Here is a 19,287-nt window from a genome sequence, read left to right as displayed (position 1 = left end):
ATTAGGCTTACACTAGCACTTGTTCAATAACCTTGGCCAGATCACTCGCATTTTGTTCGCTCTCTATACAAGTAAAATGATTTCCCGCGATTTCTTGCACGGTAAACTGCCCGAGGCAAACGTCTCCCCAATATTGCAGCGTCATGTCATTCGTGCCTGGCAATAACGTAAACGCTTCTTGTGCGAGAAGGAAGCGAATATCCCCCACATACGGCTGTGGCGTAAAACAAGCGGACTTCAGACTCTGGCGATACACCTTAAATAAACCCTCTGCCATTTCAACTGGCATCGTATTTCCATTAAATGTAGCGACCGCATCGGTATAAGCCGTAAACCGTTCTCTCGTTGTAAGGGCGGACAAATTTCTGAATAAATTTCCGACTTGATCCAGACCTGGATCTCCCTCAATCGTCAGCGTAGCTCCGTCCGGCACGCTTTTATTGTTCGATTCAAACATGTGCAGCAAACCGCGTTCGAAATTAGCTGCATCTACACCACTGAAACCTGCTTGTTCAAGCGAGATATTTAAATTCGGTACAAATAAGGTTTCAATGACTAAATCGTCTTCGATATGATAAAGAACCGGATGGCTATCAATGAGCACCAGATCTTCTACCTGTATGCCTTTCTCAAGCAACCGCCTAGCCACTTCAACAGCTATTAATCCACCTAAACAGTAACCGATGAGTTGCATTTTCCGATGTCCCGTATCCAGTAAGCGTGCCGCGTAATCATCAGCCAAATGCTCAATCAGCCCGGCATGATCCAACGCACAATACAAATCAATATCTTCAACAGTAATTCCGACAACAGGACCACGTTGTTGTTCATTCAGATGTGAAAGCAGCAACTGGAAACAGTTCATCGTACCAAGACCCGCATGAAAAACAACCCGCAGCAGTCCCTTGTCGCCACCACCATACGTAGTGAGCACCGCATTACTTGAGCTTTTTGTCTGTCGTGTAGGTACTAGCTCATTGCAAGTAAGATCGGTCTTCTTCGTTTGCAAACGGACAAATTGGGCGAGCGCAGCAACAGTCGGATAATTGAGCATCTGCCTAAGCAGCGCATCAAACGGAATGTCGATCCGAATGGGCTCGCTGGCAAGCCGTTCACGTAGCTTTCCAGCAACTTGAGCCATGATGAGTGAGTCAGCCCCATGATGATAAAAATTGTCGGTTGTCCGAATAGTCGGCATCCCTAGCGCTTCCGCCCACAATTGAGACACGAGTTGTTCCAGATCGTCCTGAGGCAAGCTTTCCGTTTGCGCATCTACATCGCCTGTTAAAGCTTGGATTTTCCATTTCACCAGCTCTCGCCTGTTAATTTTCCCATTGCTTGTTAACGGCAGTGCATCAACGATCTGGATATTGGAAGTCATCATATGAGCGGGCATATAATGAGAAAGAAAATGAACCAGCTCAGGCACATATACGTGCCTTCTGTCCAGCTTCACCCTCTTCATGAACAGCTGCACACCTTGCGCGGGGCAAAAATATTTCCACACCTCGTTAGTCGCTTCTGGCGATCGAAACGTCTGCCACTCGGACAACGTCGAATGGTCATCTGTAATTTCTGTAAGAGCCATCCACCCACCCGCACAAATAAGTTCTGTCAGGCTGCTTTCTGCCCTTGAAATATCGCGTACTCCACCTAACGCAAAATCAGCAATCACAACATCAAAGCTATTCGGTGCAATGCCTTGAGCGCGATAATCCTCTTCGACGTTAAAGACACAGAAACGCACTTTTGAAGATGCTTCCCATTGAGTTGTTTCCTTCGCTTGGCTCACTAGATCAGAGGTACGTTCCGTACACCAGTAATCCACCTCGCAACCCTCCAGCCCTGCAGCTACTTTCTCCACGCTTATTGCGGATGCGGTTCCGAGTTGTAACATGCGCAACGTTCGGCCCACATTGTTCTTGGCAATCCGTTGTAACAATGTAATGACGGACTGATGTAGCGCCTTCAGCGTAGATTCGGCTTCCTGCCCGTCCGCAGCCCGAACAAACAGTTCATCTATGCCGCTTGTCATCTGATCTAACTCCGCCTGCTCTTGATCGCGCCGGCGTTCTTTAATCCGAATGGTCTCGACGACACCTAACAACGATTTATCATCGCCTGTTCCATCCACGACTACGGCTGCTGTAGCAATCGCCGGATGTTTTTGCAGCGCAGATTCAATTTCGCCCAGTTCGATTCTGTGTCCCTTGATTTTGACTTGATTGTCTTCACGACCGATAAATTCAATTTCACCTCCGGGCGTATATCTTCCCATATCCCCCGTCCGGTAAAGCCGTTGCCCATCCACAGGATGCACAAAAAAGCGCGCTTCTGTCGTTTCTTCATCCCCGAAATAACCTTGAGCGAGACCATCGCCCGTAATATAAAGCTCACCTGTCACCCACACCGCACAATCACGCATGCTAGCATCTAAAATACGGAAACCCTGATTCGCAAGCGGTCGTCCATACGGTATATTGCTCCAATCTGGCTGTAACCCTTTGTAAGTATGGAAAATAGACCAGATTGACGCTTCGGTAGCACCGCCAAGACTAATAACTTGCACGGAAGGCACACGTTGAATCAACGTATCCGGCAAAGTTAAAGGTATCCAATCTCCGGATAGCCATGCGAGCCGGAACTTCGGCAAGCTTACATGCTGCTCCACATTCAAGTAAGCGAGCAGCATCTGCATCAGAGCCGGAACCGTGTTCCAAATCGTAACTTCATATTTAGTCATCAGCTCTGCCCAATGTGACGGATCAGTTAGTCGATCCACAGCTGGGAAAACAAGTGTGCCTCCGGCAGACAAAATACCGAATATGTCATAAACGGACAAATCGAAACTGAGTTGAGCAAGTCCCAACAAGGTGTCATCAGGTCCGACATTAAAGCGTTCGTTCATATCGTTAATCGTGTTGCCTGCCGCACGATGGGTGATGACAACGCCTTTTGGTTGTCCAGTTGAGCCCGATGTATGAATGATGTAAGCTGGCAAATCGGGATTCCCTTCGGCCACAAGCGTGTGTTCCCGATGCGGCTGCAGCTTGTCCACTTCAATAACCGTCAAGTTGTCAGGCCATTGGATCTCGCAAGTTCCACAAGTGAGCACATGGCGGACACCTGTTTTTTGTACAATCGCTGTTCTGCGCAGTTCCGGTTGTTGCGTGTCAATGGGAACATAGACAGCTCCGGCAGACAACACGCCCAGCACTGCTGCGATCTGATGCACCGATTTGTCCATCACAATGGCGACTCTGTCTTGCTGTTGACAGCCCGTAGCTATCAATTGTTCACGGATTGCTGAGGCTCGCAGCATAAGCTCTCCGTACGTGGTCTGCCCTTCACGGTCCACAACGGCAATTCGATCTGGAGATGCTGCGGCCTGCTCCAGTATCCCACTGTGTAGCATATGATCCGGTAATGGCGCGGCCGTATCGTTCATGTTCGTCCGCTCGCTGACTTGCCAATCTGGCAGCGCTACGGATACGCATTCATCCCAAGCCTGTTCGTTGCTAGCCAGCACACGCAACAGCGACTCAAATGCATCAAACATATCGTCTGTCATTCCATCGGGGAACACGCCCTGCCGAATATCCCAGTTCACCTGAAGACCTGACGCTCTATCCATCGCCTGACAGTCAATAAATACTTGCGGCGTCTGGCTAATTCCGTGCCCCTCAACCTTCCCGATCAAATCATTGCCTTCTGTCGGCTCGACTAGCCCGAGAGCGCTCGTGAACACGATTGGCATCAACGCCGCTTCTCGTCCACGCCTGCGGGATATTTCCCTAAGCACTTCAACCCCAGAAAATAGCCGATGATCCAAATCCTCAAACAACTGGCTATTGATTGATTTCGCTTGTTCGTGGAAAGATTGATCGGCACGCCAGTCTATAGCAAGCAGACTGACCGAAGTAAAATCACCCACAATATGATTAACATCAGGATGCAAAGGGAGTCTGTTCAACACAGTAAGATTCAGACAGAACGAATTGCTGCGGCTCCAACGCTCCATTACAGCCGCATAGGCCGTCATCACCGCGGTCGTCGGTGTCAGACCGCGCTTCTGCGCTTGTTGTTTGAAGTTGTTCCAGCTGTGCGCATCCATTTGCAAATAGCGACGGGTGAACCGTGCGCTACCAGCTTGATGTTGAAGCCTCGCCAGCGGCAGATCCGGCGCCGGAGGCAATTCATCCATTCTACGGAACCAATAGTCTTTGTCCTTGGAGTAAGCAATCGTTTCTCTCAGGCTGCGCTCGGCGATGAGATAGTCTCGGAAGCGGAGCGGACTCTCGGGAAGCTTTAATTCCGCGTTGTTATACATCGCTTCGAATTCCGAGAGGAGCAGCCAAATGCTCGCCCAGTCAGCAATCAGAAATTCAATTGAAAAGTGCAGTACAGCATGGTTTCGTGTATTCGTCACGGCAACGTCGAATAACGGCCAACGTTCTGTATCGTACATGCGGTGACCCATTTCTTCACGAATATGCTCCAGCTTTGCTTCGACCTGATCATGCTCCCAACGACTCGCATCAGTAAGGCCTACCTGAAGTCGTGGTACACTTTCCATAACTTGTTGATAGCCGTTCTTGTCTATGATCGCACGTAGCATATCATGACGTGCAACTAGCTTATTCCACACTTCCTCGACACCGCTATGCTCCAGCTCGGGGTAATGAAGTTCAAGATAAATATGACAAGCTACACCGCCATACCCGAATACCTCACTTCGGCCAAGCAAATAGGCAGACTGCACATCTGTCAGCGGAAAAGGCTCAAATCTAGACTTCGGATCATCCTTTACCGCCATCGGTTTATGTTGTAACTCAAGCAATTCCAATATAACCGTCTTGTGCTGTTTTAAAGTCTGTAAATCACTGGCCGCCAATACACCCTGTGGTGCCCTGTATCGCAACTTACCATCCTCTACCCATAGAGAAACGCCTTCTCCTTGGAGACGTGCCACCAAATCAGTAATAGTTACTGTGCTGTTCTGTGTCATAGCTTGATTCTCCTAGTTACATATTTTCTATAAGTTCGATTAGATCGATAAGATCAGTTAGGTCTATTAGGTCTATTAGTTCGATAAGTTCGATAAGTTCGATAAGTTCGATAAGTTCGATAAGTTCGATAAGTTCGAGCAATTTTACTATTCAACCTATTTGGTTCGGGCAGCTGCAAACACAGCCCCATGAAGGAGGCTCGTATCCAGTGACTCTTTCAAACCGGATAAACCTACTTCTAATACACCCGTTATCTCAGCTGATTCTGCCCGCAGCCATTCATCTCCTGAAATGAGTGCGCGAAAAGGCGACATAAGATTGCTTGGCAGCCCCATTTTGACCCATTCAATTCCCGTAGCCCCATTCGGATGTTCGATTTTTTTAGGCCGCTGCGGTGGATCATAATGTGAAACAATAAACGGCAATTCCGTCTCCTTCGGAGCAAAAAGACTATAGCGAACGAGATTGCCGTCAGGACGAGTTCTTTTTCCATTAATAATGCGTGAAGTTGGCATGCCCAGCTGTCTCACTGCCAATTGAATGTCTTCCAACTCCTTGCGATTGTATTCCGCATTTGGATGTTCCCCATTCGGATGTTCTCCATTCAACATTTCTATACTCGATACGCGTTCGGGTTCCAAGGCTACATCACACCAACCTTCCGTACACTTGGACCAGTATTTAAAGCGCTGTCCTGCTGCGCGACCGTATATCAAACCTAGCGGAAAGCTCAACAAAGAAAGGGACGTAGGTATTTGAAAAAATTCAATAAACGGGCCGTGCTCAAACCACAATAATGCGTTATGCGCCCGTTGCGGAGCGCTGCCCCATTGCATCGTAAATCCGAGCGCTTCGTAATCCCGAACAACCGTTGTGATATCGTCAACTTTGCATATAATATGGCTACATTTCAGCATCATTTTTTTTCCTCACTGCAAAAAATTGTTGTCCAAGTGGAGCGAGTGGATGAGCCTCGTCCAGCAGCGTCAGCACTTCCGCAGCGCCCGCTCTCGCAAACACATCTTGCCATTGTTTCACGGACATAAATGTGGATTGTGATCGCTTTCTGTCATCCTCTGGTTGAGTCATCATGAAAGATTGTGAAATAAGGATTTCCGGGAACTCTCGCACGGGTTCCGTAAACAGCAGCCATCCTCCAGGCACGAGTAATTGCACAAGCCCAGCAACGGCCTTGTCTGTATTGAAAGCATTGTTCAGCACACCGGCCGCGATAATAATATCTGCCTGTGCGAGTTGTAATCCCTGCTCAGTAACGTCTTTGTCAATATCAACAACCTGAAATTGCATCCACGGACAGTCTTTATATCGTTCACGCGCAGCCGAGAGAAAGAAGTGAGATACATCTGTGAACAAATATGCCGTGCTAAGTACGTTCGCAGACGCCTTTAATCTAGGCACGACTACTTCTGTAGTTGAACCTGTACCTGCGCCTATCTCGATAATAGTTAGCGGCTGTTCAGCTTTAGCGGCCGATAACAGCTGTTTGGCAGCCCCGATGCGCATAACCGCTTCTGACACGGATTGGTTGAGATAACGGGCTGTTATCGTTTCACGGTACAAGGCATGGGCGTAGTCCATTTTACCTTCAGGAAATAACAAGAATGCAGCCTGCTGTTCACCCCGCATCAGTTGCGGCAACTGTTCGGCGTTACTGATCAAATAGTCCATCGTGAGTGGTGAACCGAGCTTACCATCCCAAATTTCTCGCACAGCCTTCCAGCAATCTTTTAACTTATTTTCGGTCACAACATCGACCCCATTCATACGGTCCCCGTTGCGCTGGATATACCCGCGTTCACTCAACAACACCAACCAGCGCTTAATTAAATCATGATGCTGGGGAGCCGTTTGCGACATGGCCAATATTTCGCTTATGCTGTATTCCCGCTCCGTGCTAGTCAGCAGTCCCTCTGTTTGGAGAGCGTATATCATCGAATGAAACACCGCTTCATCCAAATTTTTAACGAACGAAGCTACACATTCCGCATCCAATCCGTGCAGCTCGCGGTCACCGTAATCTGTACAAGCAGAAATATCGGTGCTCGCTTGATAACAAAATGAAGCAACATCGTTACCGTGTGCAAACCGAGCACTGTCGTCTTCAATCTGTGAGGCGGCTTCTTTTAACAGGTTTACCGGAAGCGGCTGATGTGTGCAGCCAGGGCGCAGAACAGGATACCCTAGCGCAGCAGTCATTTCATGCCATTGACTGGAACATAACAGTTCTTGTTGGGCCCGCATGTTCGCATTGGCATTTTCCAAACTTAGCTCTCTCATACCTAACAAATCGTGTGCGATGGCTTGCGGCCATTGCTTCGTAAGAATGTCTTTGTAACTCATTGGACTCGACGTGCCTATTGTCTCTGTGCTGTTCTCGAGTACGTGCATGGGACTAGCTCCCGTCAGTTCTCCGAGAATGTTCATGTTGTCAGGTATATGCAAACGAGGATTCCAAACGACAGGACCATGGGTATCAGTAAGGGAAAGTCTCCCTCCCTCTGTCCCAATAGTCATCTGATGTAGTAAGTGAAGGTAATTGTCTGGATCATTAGGATCGACTTCATTATGGACTCTCAACGTAATGGGAATGTTCGCGACCGTTCCCGTAAGGACATGGAACGGCCCACCCTCTCTACTCACCGCGTTGATCTTCCACGGTCGAATGGACGGCAATACTTGCGAAAAGATGTGCATCATCGGATAGGAAACTTGAGAAGCGAACGCCGCGTCAATATACAGTGCATCTTGTTGTTCGAGCAACACTTTTGCAGATGCGATAAACTGTCTCACAGCAGGCAAATGAACGTATAGATCGCCCGTCTGAAAAATGACGCCATGCTGCCGCGCGGTTCGAAGACACGCTGCCATATCCTTGTGATGCACAGGCTGCTCCTGAATAACATGGATGCCTCGTTCGAGCAGCTTTAGTGACACATCCGTGCCCTTACCGCCCAGAACTCCCGATCGCAGCACAACACAGGCGAGATCGATGTCAGGCGGAAGCTGGTCTACTTCGGTATATACATGTATACCGTAATATTTCGCGCATTTCTTCGTGCGCTCACTGCCTTGCCCGAGCAGGCCTACAAGTTCAAACTGTTCAGGCAGCAACTTCAGTGCCTCCATGTAAAATTGCCCAAATGTAGAACCGCATACAACGGTACGCCATTTTTTGTTGTTCATAGTTCACCCTCCTCCGTAATTAACAACTCGTCTACGGAACATTCCAACACGTTCAGATGATGAATGAAAGTTGCCTGTTTTAGTCGGTCAATCACGTTGTACGGATTAGGGATTTCAGCAAGTGGACGCACACCCGCCGGAATTTCACCCTCTAATACGGCAATTGTTGCCGCAGCAGCGGTCAAACCAGTCAATTTCGACGGGCTTTGGGCCTGCAACACTAATGTCCGCACGATTTCCGCGGCATCCTTGACGCCACGTAGCTGTACGATGAAATTTGCATATGTTTGCCGCCCTGCCGAATCAAGCTCGGTCGCCGTGCACAGACGTCTCACCGCAAGATTCGGGTCTACGAGAAACTGTGATCGCACTTCTTCCAGCACTTTCGGCACATGATTGCCGTCAATGGCGATATACCACTCCCCATCACGCAGCGCTAATGAAGTGGCCACGAACTCCGCTTCCGTGTCGAAATACGGATACAAAGCGACTTCACGTGTGAAAAAAGGGAGTGTGGCGCCCGATTTTCGGCTTAGCACCGATGAGCGGCGGGTGCCATTTTTCCATGCTGCCATAGGTTCGTTGTCTTTGCCCGCGACACCGGCAAGATAGTCTTCAGCGGCAGCGGACGTAAATCTATCCAACGCTCCCGTATAGTAAACCAAGGAATCTACCTTATCAAAAGATTCTGCCAGCCAGCGTGGCAGCAGACCCGATAATCCAGGTGTCGCACCTGCTGCATACAGCACGACCGTGTTGTACGCGGTTTCACGCAAGGCCTCTAGCCGCGGATCGATGCCAGCATCTACATGATGACAGCCTAATGACAAACACACCTCGGCCACACGTGCTGATGTCTGATGGGACGGTCCAGCACAGTTAACGATTAATTCACATCCGCTCAAGAATGATTTCAGACTTTGATCATCCTCAATATCAACCTTGACCCATTCAGCCTGTGGCCATTTAGCTCCGTGTTCCATCCGGGCAGCTTCAGGATTTCTCCCCCCTAATCGCAACGGGTGCTTTCCCCATTGGCTCAACATGCTCGCCGCCGCTAATCCTACATCGCCGTAGCCACCAATAATCCCGATCATATTTCACCTTCTTCCATGAATACGAGCTCTTCATTTTTTTCGACCCGTTTTTGCTCAATACTAGCAGCGATCTGATGCAATGCTGGCGCTTCAAACATATGCCTTAGGGATAAATCAATGCCATATCGCTCCTTCACTGCCGTAAGAAAGCGCGTCGCAAGAAGGCTATCCCCTCCTAGTTCAAAAAATCCCTGCTTGCGTCCGATTGACGCGAGACCGAGAAGTTGTGTCCACATGGAGGACACTTCCTGTTCCAATCCCTCATGGGGCAATTCCCCAACGGTTGCATGAACCGTTGACTCGAATACGGAAGCAACAGCTTTGCGATCCACCTTGCCGTTAGCGCTTAATGGAAGCCATGGCAATATTTCAACTTTTTCTGGAACCATATGCGCTGGCAACTGGGCTGTAGCCCAACTCAAAATGTGTTCGGGATTCAGCTCCGGTCTAGATAGCGGACAATCGGCTTCAATCATTTCCGTGAAGGAGTTATCCACCGAGCTGCAACTTACAGGGTGAAGCCCTGCTTTTATGCACAAATTGGCCCACTGCTGTGCTGACAACATCGGGCTGTATGCCTGACTTCGATCATGGTCAAAATCGACAAAGCCCCGATCAAGCACGGCTGATGTTACGGCGGCAAGCGGCGTAAGTTCACTGTGCTCCAAAGCAAATAGCTTTCCGCCGCGTCGTAGCAGCAATGAAGCTAGTGCAACACCGTGATACGGATCGTGATAACGATGAAGTGAATTTATGGCTAGAACCACATCAAAACACGATTGTAATGGATTCGGAACACGGCTATCCGGCAATTGCTTGCAATTGACTACATGCGGTAGTGCAGACAAACGGTTTTTGGCGGCTTCAACCATGGAAGGTGCAGTATCAAGCAAGGTGAACCGAATTTCTTCTGGATCAAGCATTTCTAACAACTTGAGTGCAATCAAGCCGCTACGTCCACCGAGCAATGCCGTTTCAACGGGTTTGCCTGTAGATGCAAACATCGTCTTTATGCGGGCAGCAATCTTTTCAATGCCTGAAATCGTTCCCGAATCCAGAGTGGATAAGCTTTCAGGCGCAAGAAGATCATCTTCAAGCAGAACCATAGCTGACATGTCACCGCCTATTATGCTGCGATAATCGTCCAGCCGCTGAAACAGCCGCTGTTCGATGCTTGAAATCGCGGAATCCGTCTCCAGCGTGCCATGACGAGTTGCTGCGCTGAGTGTAAGCGCTTCGGTATATTGAAGCACCTCCTCCATTCGAGGACCCGCCCGCAAGCTACCGTTATCATCCACAATCACATTTCGCTTACAAAGCCAGAGCAACCACATTTGACGTAGCGATTCATATGCTTCAGTTACCCGCGGATTCCACGCTAAAGTTAAACCGCTTTCTTTTTTAACACTCAATTGTGATAGATTAAATATTTCAGCGATTAAACTTTCTGCCATTTTAGCCTGTATTTCTCGTGAATTTTCCTTATATCGAACATTGTCGATCGACTCTGGTGCAACAGAAACATGAGGAACGTCATTTGTCTGAACGGTAGTCGAATCCGCAACAACAGCGGTCATAAGTTGTTTCGTTCCAGCATTAGAGGCAATGACTGCTACAACCTGACCTACGCCTCCATACTGCCGTAACGCGGCCTCCACTTCTCCGAGTTCGATGCGGTATCCTCTCAGCTTCACCTGCTGATCGGATCGGCCAAGAAACTCGATATTACCGTCCGGCCAATAGCGGCCCCAATCACCCGTTCGATACCAGCGCTTGCCTCCATCATGAATAAAATGCTTCGATGTCAGTTCATCATTGCCAAGATAACCACGTGCAACTCCGATCCCACCGATCCATAACTCGCCACTTACCATATCTGGGCAATCGCGGCCTAACCTATCCACCACACGATAGCATTGGTTATGCAGAGGGGTTCCATATGGAATAGAAGTCCACTCCGAATTTACACCCTTTACTTCGTAGTAATTTGACCAAATAGAAGCTTCAGTTGCCCCGCCGAGCGCAATCAGACGACAGTCTTTCGATTTCCGCCTGAGGCGCTCATACAGATCAAGTCCGACCCAATCTCCAGATACAAGCACAAGACGTAACGATGGGAGTAAGCCCATCTCACCGGAACCGATCATTAGCATCTCAAAAAGTGCAGGCACCGAATTCCACACAGTCACCTTCATTCTGCGGATAAGATCAAGCCAGACAATCGCTTCTCGTCTCGAATGTTCATGGAGTAACACCACTTTGCCGCCGACGGAAAGGAGACCAAATATATCATAAACAGAAAGATCAAAATCAAGTGCTGAAACGGCGAGAACCGTATCCGATTCACTTACAATAAATCGGGTATTCATATCTGAAATGGTGTTATGTGCCGCTTGGTGCGTAATTTGTACGCCTTTCGGTTCCCCGGTCGATCCAGAAGTGAAAATAACGTACGCCAGCGCAGCGGAATCGTTCGGAACCGGATGTGGTAATGGAGTAAAGGAATCCGCTTCTCCGGAAAAAATGATCGTCCTCGTGGTCGGAGATGGATTCATCGAAAGCTCCGCCTTATCCATGATGACGTAGCGAATTTCGCCTATGCGATAGATGCGATCCCGTCGCTGCTCAGGCTGGCTAACTCCGATCGGCACATAGGCAGCTCCTGCAGCTAAGACGGCCAACACAGCTATAATCTGATTAGGTCCTCGCGGTAGTGTTACGGCGACAGCATCTCCCTGCTTAACACCTCTTTGTAGGAGTAGAGCTGCCATCCGCAAAGCTTTATCGGCAAGTTCACCATAAGTCATACAACGGTTTATCCCGTTGTCGTCCCATAGTAAAGCCTCCCGCTCCGGATTTTCCCGAGCCTTCATAAAGAAATCGGCGTGGATTAGTTTCGCTTCGACTTGGACAAACGTGGAATTTACTTGGTCACGTATTTGTCGTTGAGCTTCGGGAAGCGTGTCCGGAAGCTGCTGTTCCCATGAACCTTCAGCTAATCCGTTCAGTAGACAGATGTAAGCTTCAAACATCGTAGCCGTCATCCGCTGTGAAAAAAGCACTTCATGCACTTCCCAAGTAACGACAATGCCGTGCTCTTGTTCAGACATATGACAGATCAAGTAATCTTGTAGCTTCGTCTGCGTAGCATACGTCGCGCGGTCAGCAGCGTGAGGGTGGCTGATCAACTCTTCCACCGTGTCGGTATATCGCATACCTATTAGTGCGGTATGTTGAAGCGTAGTTAACTTCGTAGCGCTGCTATGATTCTTCGAATCATTAAGCTGTACGTCGATGTGGCGACATAATTCGATCCATCGCCATTCCTGCACAGGCTGGAACGTGATCGTCACTGCCTCTGCCGTAAGGATGCGATCAACGAAATCCCCATTCATGGTTTCGTCTGATTCGTTGATCAGCATCATGCTCAGCTCAGCACCTGAGCTCCATCTGCTGACTACTTCGCTAATGGCTGACAGCAGCGCCGACAGCGGCGAAACACAATACGCAGTTGCTAATGTCTTAATCTGTTGCCACTCTTTCTTTCCCATACCATATTCCTTGCGCATGAAACTAGAGTTATCGGTAAACATATTGCCTGATGACATGACTATCACCTCTTTCTTTAAAAGAAAATAACACCGTCCATCTTGAACAACTTAACGATTTCACGTGCATGGAAATGGAAATAAGTTCATGTGAATCCATTTGAAAACATTGTTGATAATAATGATAATCATTATCATTTAAATTTTTCTTTTTTAAGTTACCCTATTCATTTTTCAATGTCAACACGTATGGGATGGATTTTATATTTAAGACTTTCAAACTTTCGCTACTTTCGAGCTAGACAATAAGCGGTATTCACTCGGCAAAAGGCCTGTACTTCTACGAAAAGCATTCGAAAAATTGCTCGCCTTTTTATAGCCCACAAAATGTGATATTTGCTGAATACTATAATCCGTACTTGTAAGCAACTCCTCGGCATAACTCATGCGTTTGCTTTGTAAATGCTCAAAAACAGTACATTTATACACTTTTTTGAAGGTGTATTTAAGCTTAGTTGCACTCATGCAAGCGATTTTGGCTAGCGTTTCTAATTGGATATCATCTGCGAAATGCTCATTTATGTACGCCTTTACCGTTGAGAGATGCTCAAAGTCCAGTGTAGATACGCATGTTGACGGGCAAGATGAGCTGTGTTGGATCGTATTTGTTCGATGTACGATAAGTGCAAGCGCCTCAGCCACCTTACTCTCATAGAACAACTTTGCCCAGATGCCCGTATGGCGACAAGTTTTGATTTGCGCTAACAAATACATAAGTTCAGGAAAATGGGCTACGCCATCTATACTTAGAAAAGCATCGCGCGGATCTTCATATTCTCCTGGATAGCGTGCTTGCAAATAGTTCCTGTAATACTCCGGCATAATGATAATGGACGTGCAGCGGATGCGCGTATTTTTATGATAAACGACTTGGTATATATTGTTATCGCCAACATGGCCCTTGATACAGGAACAGGATAAGCGTCTATATGGGTTGAGTTCTTCCCCAGATACAGAATCGTAGTAGCTAATGCATAAATATTCTGGCTGCGGATACTCCATATAGAAATCTTCATAGGCGATACAATCCTGTACAGAAATGGCGAACATATTGTCACAAGTATACAACCAGTAGTCCCCCTCCCCCTTTTCCGTAAAAAGTGAGTAGCACGTACCCTCCCCGTTATAATTGTTGTTGCCTTCGTCGCGCTGGAATCCATATTGCATAAGGTATGCCTCGAACATTTCCGTTTTTATATTTTTCATCGTTCATCTCCAATACCCAAACAGGACAAAGATACTCCCGCCCAAGACGAAAGATAGTCATCATTATTGACCTTCGTCTTCATGGATTTATAGTATAAAATGAGTTGCTATGCTAACCATAATCTATCGGCATGCCAAAGCATAGACAAATTTTGATAAAGATAATCATTATCAATAGGCGGAAAGAATGTTAATATTATAAGGGGGATCGTGTAGTGCGCGGGCATGCATACTCAATGGGATGCCCATCAAACGAACAGTTTTAAGTTACATCAGACGCTGATTTGATCGGAAGGGAAGCTAGAAATATGCGAGAACTAATAGGTGTTTATTCTTATGCCAAACATTTTAAGAAAGACATGTATAAAGCAATTGCCTATTTAACGACAAGCGTTATTTTAGGCGTTGCCCCTTACTTTATCATTTATCAAATCATTATGCGCTTCACTGGAGAAGAGTCGATCTCAATTGTTTATTTAGGCCTAATGGCTGGGCTAATTCTCCTCTGTCTTGTACTCAGAACACATACTCAATATAAGGGATTGTCCGCCTCTCATCATCTGGCATACGATACGTTAATGGGCATGCGAAAAAGAGTGGCCGACAAATTGAGAATGATGCCTATGGGAACAATCAAAAAGCACAGCACAGGCAGCTTGAAAAAGAATTTTGTTGAAAATATCGAGGATATGGAAATTATTTTGGCGCACGCAATGCCCGAAGGCATTTCCAACCTGCTCACTTCCCTCATTATTGCGTTAGCGTTGTTCGCGCTTGACTGGCGCTTGGCACTGTTAGCGCTGGCCGTATTACCTATTGGCATGATTCCCGTATTTCTCATGGTGCGGGACGGCTCGAAAAGAATGGGCCCGTACTATAAGGCTTCCAAGGAAATGAATGAGAACATCATCGAATATATTTCCGGTATGGAAGTCATTAAAGTATTCAATCAGACTACATCATCTTTCAAAAAATATATTACCTCCGTAGACGAGTATAAAAATAGCACACTTGATTGGTATAAAGCTTCGTGGACATACATGACCATTTATAGTATTATCCTGCCGTCTACCCTTCTGTTCCTACTCCCATTCGGAACCATGTTTTACATTGACGGAACGCTTACGCTTAGCACATTTGTATTATGTATTTTGTTGGCCATGAGTATGGGACTCCCACTGATGCGACTCGTTGAATTTCTGCCCATTTTCCCAAATCTCAAGCAAAAAGCACAGAAGATTGAACAACTATTCAATGAAAAGGAAATGGTAGACGGTCACAATCATACCGTGCCAACCGATTACTCTGTTTCGTTTCACCATGTGTCCTTTGCTTACGATGACAAGGAAACGATTCGTGATATTTCCTTTACTGCAAAAGAAAACACCGTGACTGCACTCATTGGCGAGTCAGGTGCTGGAAAATCGACGCTGGCGAAGCTGCTCGTCAGATTTTGGGACATTAAACACGGTGAAATCAGAATCGGAGGTATACCGATAACGGAGCTTTCATTTGAAACGTTAATGAATTCCATCAGTTATGTATCACAAGATATTTTTCTGTTCAATACGTCGATTATGGAAAACATTCGTATGGGTAGACCTGATGCGACCGATGCTGAAGTATTCGAAATGGCCAAAATGGCCCAATGCCATGAATTTATCCTAAAGACCGAACATGGATATCACACTATCGTTGGAGACGCAGGCGACAAATTGTCTGGCGGACAGCGCCAACGAATTGCAATTGCTCGTGCAATGTTAAAAAATGCGCCGATTATTGTGCTAGATGAAGCTACGTCCTCTACCGATCCAGAAAATGAGGATAAAATTCAACTTGCCCTAAGCGGCCTTATTCAGGGAAAAACGCTTATTGTCATCGCGCATCGATTGTCGACCATTGTTGACGCGAACAATATTATTTTATTGAATAAAGGAAAAATATCGGCTGAGGGAACTCATCACGAGCTTCTTTCCCTTTCACCTATTTATCAAACCATGTGGCAGGCACATGCAGAATCTATGAATTGGGACATCGCCACCAAAGAAAGGGGCAAATAACGTGCTTCGTTTTATTCGTAGAATGCTTATCCTCGCTGGCGACACTGCCGGCAAGATTAAACTCGCGTTTGTATTAAGCTTTGTTGAAAGTTTACTATCTAATGTGCCGATATTTGCAGTTCTGTATATATTCACAAAAATGTTAGACCAGTCGATTACGCCGCTGGATGCGTGGCTGAGCGGTGGCATTATGTTGGCCGCTATTGTCGTAAGATGTATATTGCGACGCATGTTTGTTTCCTTACAGAGCGGGACAGGATATGATATCTGTGCTCGAGAAAGGGTTAGCATTGGCGACCGCTTCAAACGCTTTCCGATGAGCTATTTTACAGAGGGCAACAAGGGAAACGTAACTTCCGCTGTTTCCATTGACTTGTTATTTATCGAAGAGCATGGCATGGGGGCTCTGGATAAAGTCATTAACGGTTACATAGGCATTGTCATCGGGAGTGTGCTGCTGTTCATTATGGATTGGCGCATTGCACTAGTATCCTTAGCGATGTGTATTTTCTCGCTGTTTGCGCTTGAAAAGCTGCAAAATGTAGGCAAAGAGCAGTCTAAAATCAGACAGCGACAGCAAGCAAGCCTAACATCATCTGTGCTTGAATATGTACAGGGAATTTCCGTAATTAAGTCGTTCAACATGACCGGCGACAGAGCAAAATCGGTCAAAGACACGATCGAGCGCACACGTGACCACGCCATTGATTATGAGGAGAAGTTCACTCCTCCCAGCTTTCGCTATCAAACATGCTTTTCGATTGCAACTGCACTTGTTGTGTTACTAGCAACGCTATTTTGTTATCAAGGAAGCATGGATATGTCTGTCATGCTCCTGCTTCTCATTTATGTGTTCTATATGTATATTCCTGTAAAAGCACTATCGACGCTCACAAGCCAGATTCGGGTTATGGAAGCGGGACTTGACCGCTATGAGCAATTGAAAAATGTAGACATTATTGACAATGACGGCAAAGATATTACATTGGATCAATTTGATATCGAATTTAAAAACGTTTCGTTCGCTTATGAAAAAAGTGAGGCGATCAAAGAACTCAGCTTCAAGGTGCCCGAAAAAAGCATGACAGCTCTAGTGGGCGCGTCAGGTTCTGGTAAATCTACGATTGCGAATCTAATCGTCAGATTTTGGGATGTTCAGCAAGGCGAGGTTCTTGTCGGCGGAGTCAATGTGAAGCAGATGACATGTGACAGCCTGCTTAAAAATATGAGCATGGTGTTTCAAAAAGTGTATCTGTTTAACGATACGATTCTGAATAACATCAAGTTCGGAAAGTCTGATGCCACTTATGAAGAAGTCGTAGCCGCAGCTAAAAAAGCGCGTTGCCACGATTTCATTATGGCGCTAGAGAACGGATACGATACAATCGTCGGAGAAGGCGGCTCGACTTTGTCAGGTGGGGAGAAGCAGCGGATATCGATTGCAAGGGCTATTCTCAAAGACGCCCCCATTGTGCTATTAGATGAAGCAACAGCGAGTGTTGATCCAGACAACGAGAAACATATCCAATTAGCCATTAATGAGCTGGTCAAAAATAAAACACTTGTCATCATCGCGCATCGGCTGTCTACGATACGCAATGCGGATCAGATTCTTGTCATCGACAACGGATCGGTTATTCAAACAGGAACGCATGACGAACTTATGTTGCAAGGCGGCCAGTATCGCAATCTATGGGACAAGCGTTCCATGGCCCGCAGTTGGAAAATAGCTGCGACAACTGAACACTCGCTTGAAAAAAGCACAGTAGCGAGTACGATTTAAGCGCATTTACTGCTGCCGCTTGCTTCATTCCACTGCTTTCAGCAGTAATGGCTTCAATTACACGTGAAAGAGGCACCTATTCGCACGATATTGTGCGAATAGATGCCTCTTTTATTTTAGAAGATCATTTAACCTCCACATGTCATCTATGTATTAATGTGCGGTCCTTTTTAATATCAAAGCTACTTATCTCTACATCTGAGATTTTTTTCAATTTCGATACAACTTCCCTAGTGGAGAGTAGCCAAATGTCCCATGGTTCTGTTAATCTAACAGCATAAAAAACATGTCTATCCAATATTTTTCTAATGCATAATAGACTCTTCTATTTTCGATCCTTGGGCTTGAATTGTTCTTCGATGCACATTCAATCCAAAAGGATCGACTTCAAATAATGGATCGCTTACATCTGCGTAAAGTGTAGGATTTCCACCCGCAAGCCCAAACGAATCAACCCATGACAGTGAATCGTGTACGTACACATAAAAGCGCATTCTGCCTGCTGGGTATACGTTCCTTCAATCGGTGAATAGTAGCGGAGTCTATTGTAGTAGAGCCCAATTTTCTCAACCTCATACTGCCCCTGATACCGAAACGGACATGCACTGCACTTACCTTTTAGCCTGTAAAACGAAGTCTTCTTGTTGGAGGTTTAATGTTGTCTATCATTTTCTTGACCTCGCTCTTTTTTGATTATATTTATGATGAAAGTAAAGAACACGCAGGAAATAGACACTTTTTCCAAAAAAGTGTCTACCCTACACGGATTACAGTTCACAAAGCCACATCAAGTTCTAAAAATGAATAAATTCCACTTTATGTATTGAAAAAGCTCTTTCTTTTTCCTGATCATTTCACTTTCATTATCAGATATTTCTTATGTGCTTCTAATCATGTTAATTACAAACCAATGTCTCTTTTTATGAGGATTAAGCTTTAACCCCGCTTAATTTAGTATGCTGTTCTACTGTAGATAAAAAGCATGATATTTGCACTGATATCTATTAATATTTTACAAAAATCGGGGCATCATCAGGGAGGATATTAAATTTCAGAAAGGTTCTATAGTGCTTTTTAGTTGAGTCCGTATAATTGTGAAAAATAGCTTCTTCCAATAAATGAAGAGAGCCATATTCAAAACCCTCAAGTAGAATGTTGTTGTCGAGACAACAAACTAGTGAGGTGGATTTGAATATGGCTCAATATTACGCTTCATATCCCACGTATCCGGGATGGTAGGTTCTCTACCGATTTATTTGCCCGATACCAACGTAGCGAGCAAGCTTTTGTATTTGTGGAATTCGTTGATTCTGTTTTCTG

9 protein-coding genes and 1 pseudogene are annotated in these 19,287 nt (G+C 46.3%); 3 read left to right on the top strand and 7 right to left on the bottom strand.

Features of this window, described 5'->3' with window-relative positions; genetic code table 11:
• Positions 1 to 7: 7 nt before the first annotated feature.
• The 6 genes from KIK04_RS21770 to KIK04_RS21745 form a co-directional block, all read right to left on the bottom strand.
• Entirely contained in the window at positions 8 to 5,008 is a 5,001-nt protein-coding gene (locus KIK04_RS21770; RefSeq protein ID WP_232275752.1) for a non-ribosomal peptide synthetase, read from the bottom strand.
• 156 nt (positions 5,009 to 5,164) lie between these two features.
• Complete coding sequence (locus tag KIK04_RS21765) at positions 5,165 to 5,929, bottom strand: VOC family protein (protein ID WP_232275750.1); 765 nt, start codon at positions 5,927 to 5,929, stop codon at positions 5,165 to 5,167.
• A complete protein-coding gene (locus tag KIK04_RS21760) occupies positions 5,913 to 8,213 on the bottom strand; it encodes a bifunctional Gfo/Idh/MocA family oxidoreductase/class I SAM-dependent methyltransferase (protein WP_232275748.1) in 2,301 nt (766 codons plus the stop codon). Before KIK04_RS21760 ends, KIK04_RS21765 begins: the two co-directional genes overlap by 17 nt.
• Positions 8,210 to 9,310: a saccharopine dehydrogenase NADP-binding domain-containing protein gene (locus KIK04_RS21755; protein ID WP_232275746.1), complete on the bottom strand. Its 1,101-nt coding sequence runs from the start codon at positions 9,308 to 9,310 to the stop codon at positions 8,210 to 8,212. The genes KIK04_RS21760 and KIK04_RS21755 overlap by 4 nt, the downstream gene beginning before the upstream one ends.
• A complete protein-coding gene (locus KIK04_RS21750) occupies positions 9,307 to 12,918 on the bottom strand; it encodes an amino acid adenylation domain-containing protein (RefSeq protein ID WP_232275744.1) in 3,612 nt (1,203 codons plus the stop codon). Before KIK04_RS21750 ends, KIK04_RS21755 begins: the two co-directional genes overlap by 4 nt.
• 216 nt (positions 12,919 to 13,134) lie before the next feature.
• The gene (locus KIK04_RS21745; protein ID WP_232275743.1) at positions 13,135 to 14,124 is read right to left on the bottom strand and encodes a helix-turn-helix domain-containing protein; all 990 of its coding nucleotides are present in this window, start codon (positions 14,122 to 14,124) and stop codon (positions 13,135 to 13,137) included.
• A 308-nt stretch (positions 14,125 to 14,432) separates the two neighbouring features.
• Between KIK04_RS21745 and KIK04_RS21740 the strand changes: the two genes are divergently transcribed.
• Both KIK04_RS21740 and KIK04_RS21735 read left to right on the top strand, forming a co-directional pair.
• Positions 14,433 to 16,184, top strand: a complete 1,752-nt coding sequence (locus KIK04_RS21740) for an ABC transporter ATP-binding protein (RefSeq protein ID WP_232275741.1) — start codon at positions 14,433 to 14,435, stop codon at positions 16,182 to 16,184.
• A gap of 1 nt (position 16,185) precedes the next feature.
• The gene (locus tag KIK04_RS21735) at positions 16,186 to 17,967 is read left to right on the top strand and encodes an ABC transporter ATP-binding protein (protein ID WP_232275740.1); all 1,782 of its coding nucleotides are present in this window, start codon (positions 16,186 to 16,188) and stop codon (positions 17,965 to 17,967) included.
• A gap of 403 nt (positions 17,968 to 18,370) precedes the next feature.
• Here KIK04_RS21735 and KIK04_RS24495 read toward each other — a convergent pair whose 3' ends face one another.
• The gene (locus KIK04_RS24495; protein WP_442951191.1) at positions 18,371 to 18,529 is read right to left on the bottom strand and encodes a hypothetical protein; all 159 of its coding nucleotides are present in this window, start codon (positions 18,527 to 18,529) and stop codon (positions 18,371 to 18,373) included.
• A gap of 642 nt (positions 18,530 to 19,171) precedes the next feature.
• Here KIK04_RS24495 and KIK04_RS21730 point away from each other — a divergent pair.
• Positions 19,172 to 19,258 (top strand): annotated as a pseudogene (locus tag KIK04_RS21730) (transposase); the annotation flags it as partial.
• Positions 19,259 to 19,287: the final 29 nt, after the last annotated feature.

The sequence above is a fragment of the Paenibacillus sp. 481 genome (genome assembly GCF_021223605.1).
GTDB lineage: Bacteria > Bacillota > Bacilli > Paenibacillales > Paenibacillaceae > Paenibacillus_B.
Note: the sequence above shows the minus strand (reverse complement) of the source record. Positions and strands in the feature narration are given on the sequence as shown.

Bases quoted from the DNA above. Each gene is read 5' to 3' on its own strand.
- KIK04_RS21770 (WP_232275752.1), bottom strand. From the start codon at position 5,008: ATGACACAGAACAGCACAGTAACTATTACTGATTTGGTGGCACGTCTC.
- KIK04_RS21765 (WP_232275750.1), bottom strand. From the start codon at position 5,929: ATGATGCTGAAATGTAGCCATATTATATGCAAAGTTGACGATATCACA.
- KIK04_RS21760 (WP_232275748.1), bottom strand. From the start codon at position 8,213: ATGAACAACAAAAAATGGCGTACCGTTGTATGCGGTTCTACATTTGGG.
- KIK04_RS21755 (WP_232275746.1), bottom strand. From the start codon at position 9,310: ATGATCGGGATTATTGGTGGCTACGGCGATGTAGGATTAGCGGCGGCG.
- KIK04_RS21750 (WP_232275744.1), bottom strand. From the start codon at position 12,918: ATGTCATCAGGCAATATGTTTACCGATAACTCTAGTTTCATGCGCAAG.
- KIK04_RS21745 (WP_232275743.1), bottom strand. From the start codon at position 14,124: ATGAAAAATATAAAAACGGAAATGTTCGAGGCATACCTTATGCAATAT.
- KIK04_RS21740 (WP_232275741.1), top strand. From the start codon at position 14,433: ATGCGAGAACTAATAGGTGTTTATTCTTATGCCAAACATTTTAAGAAA.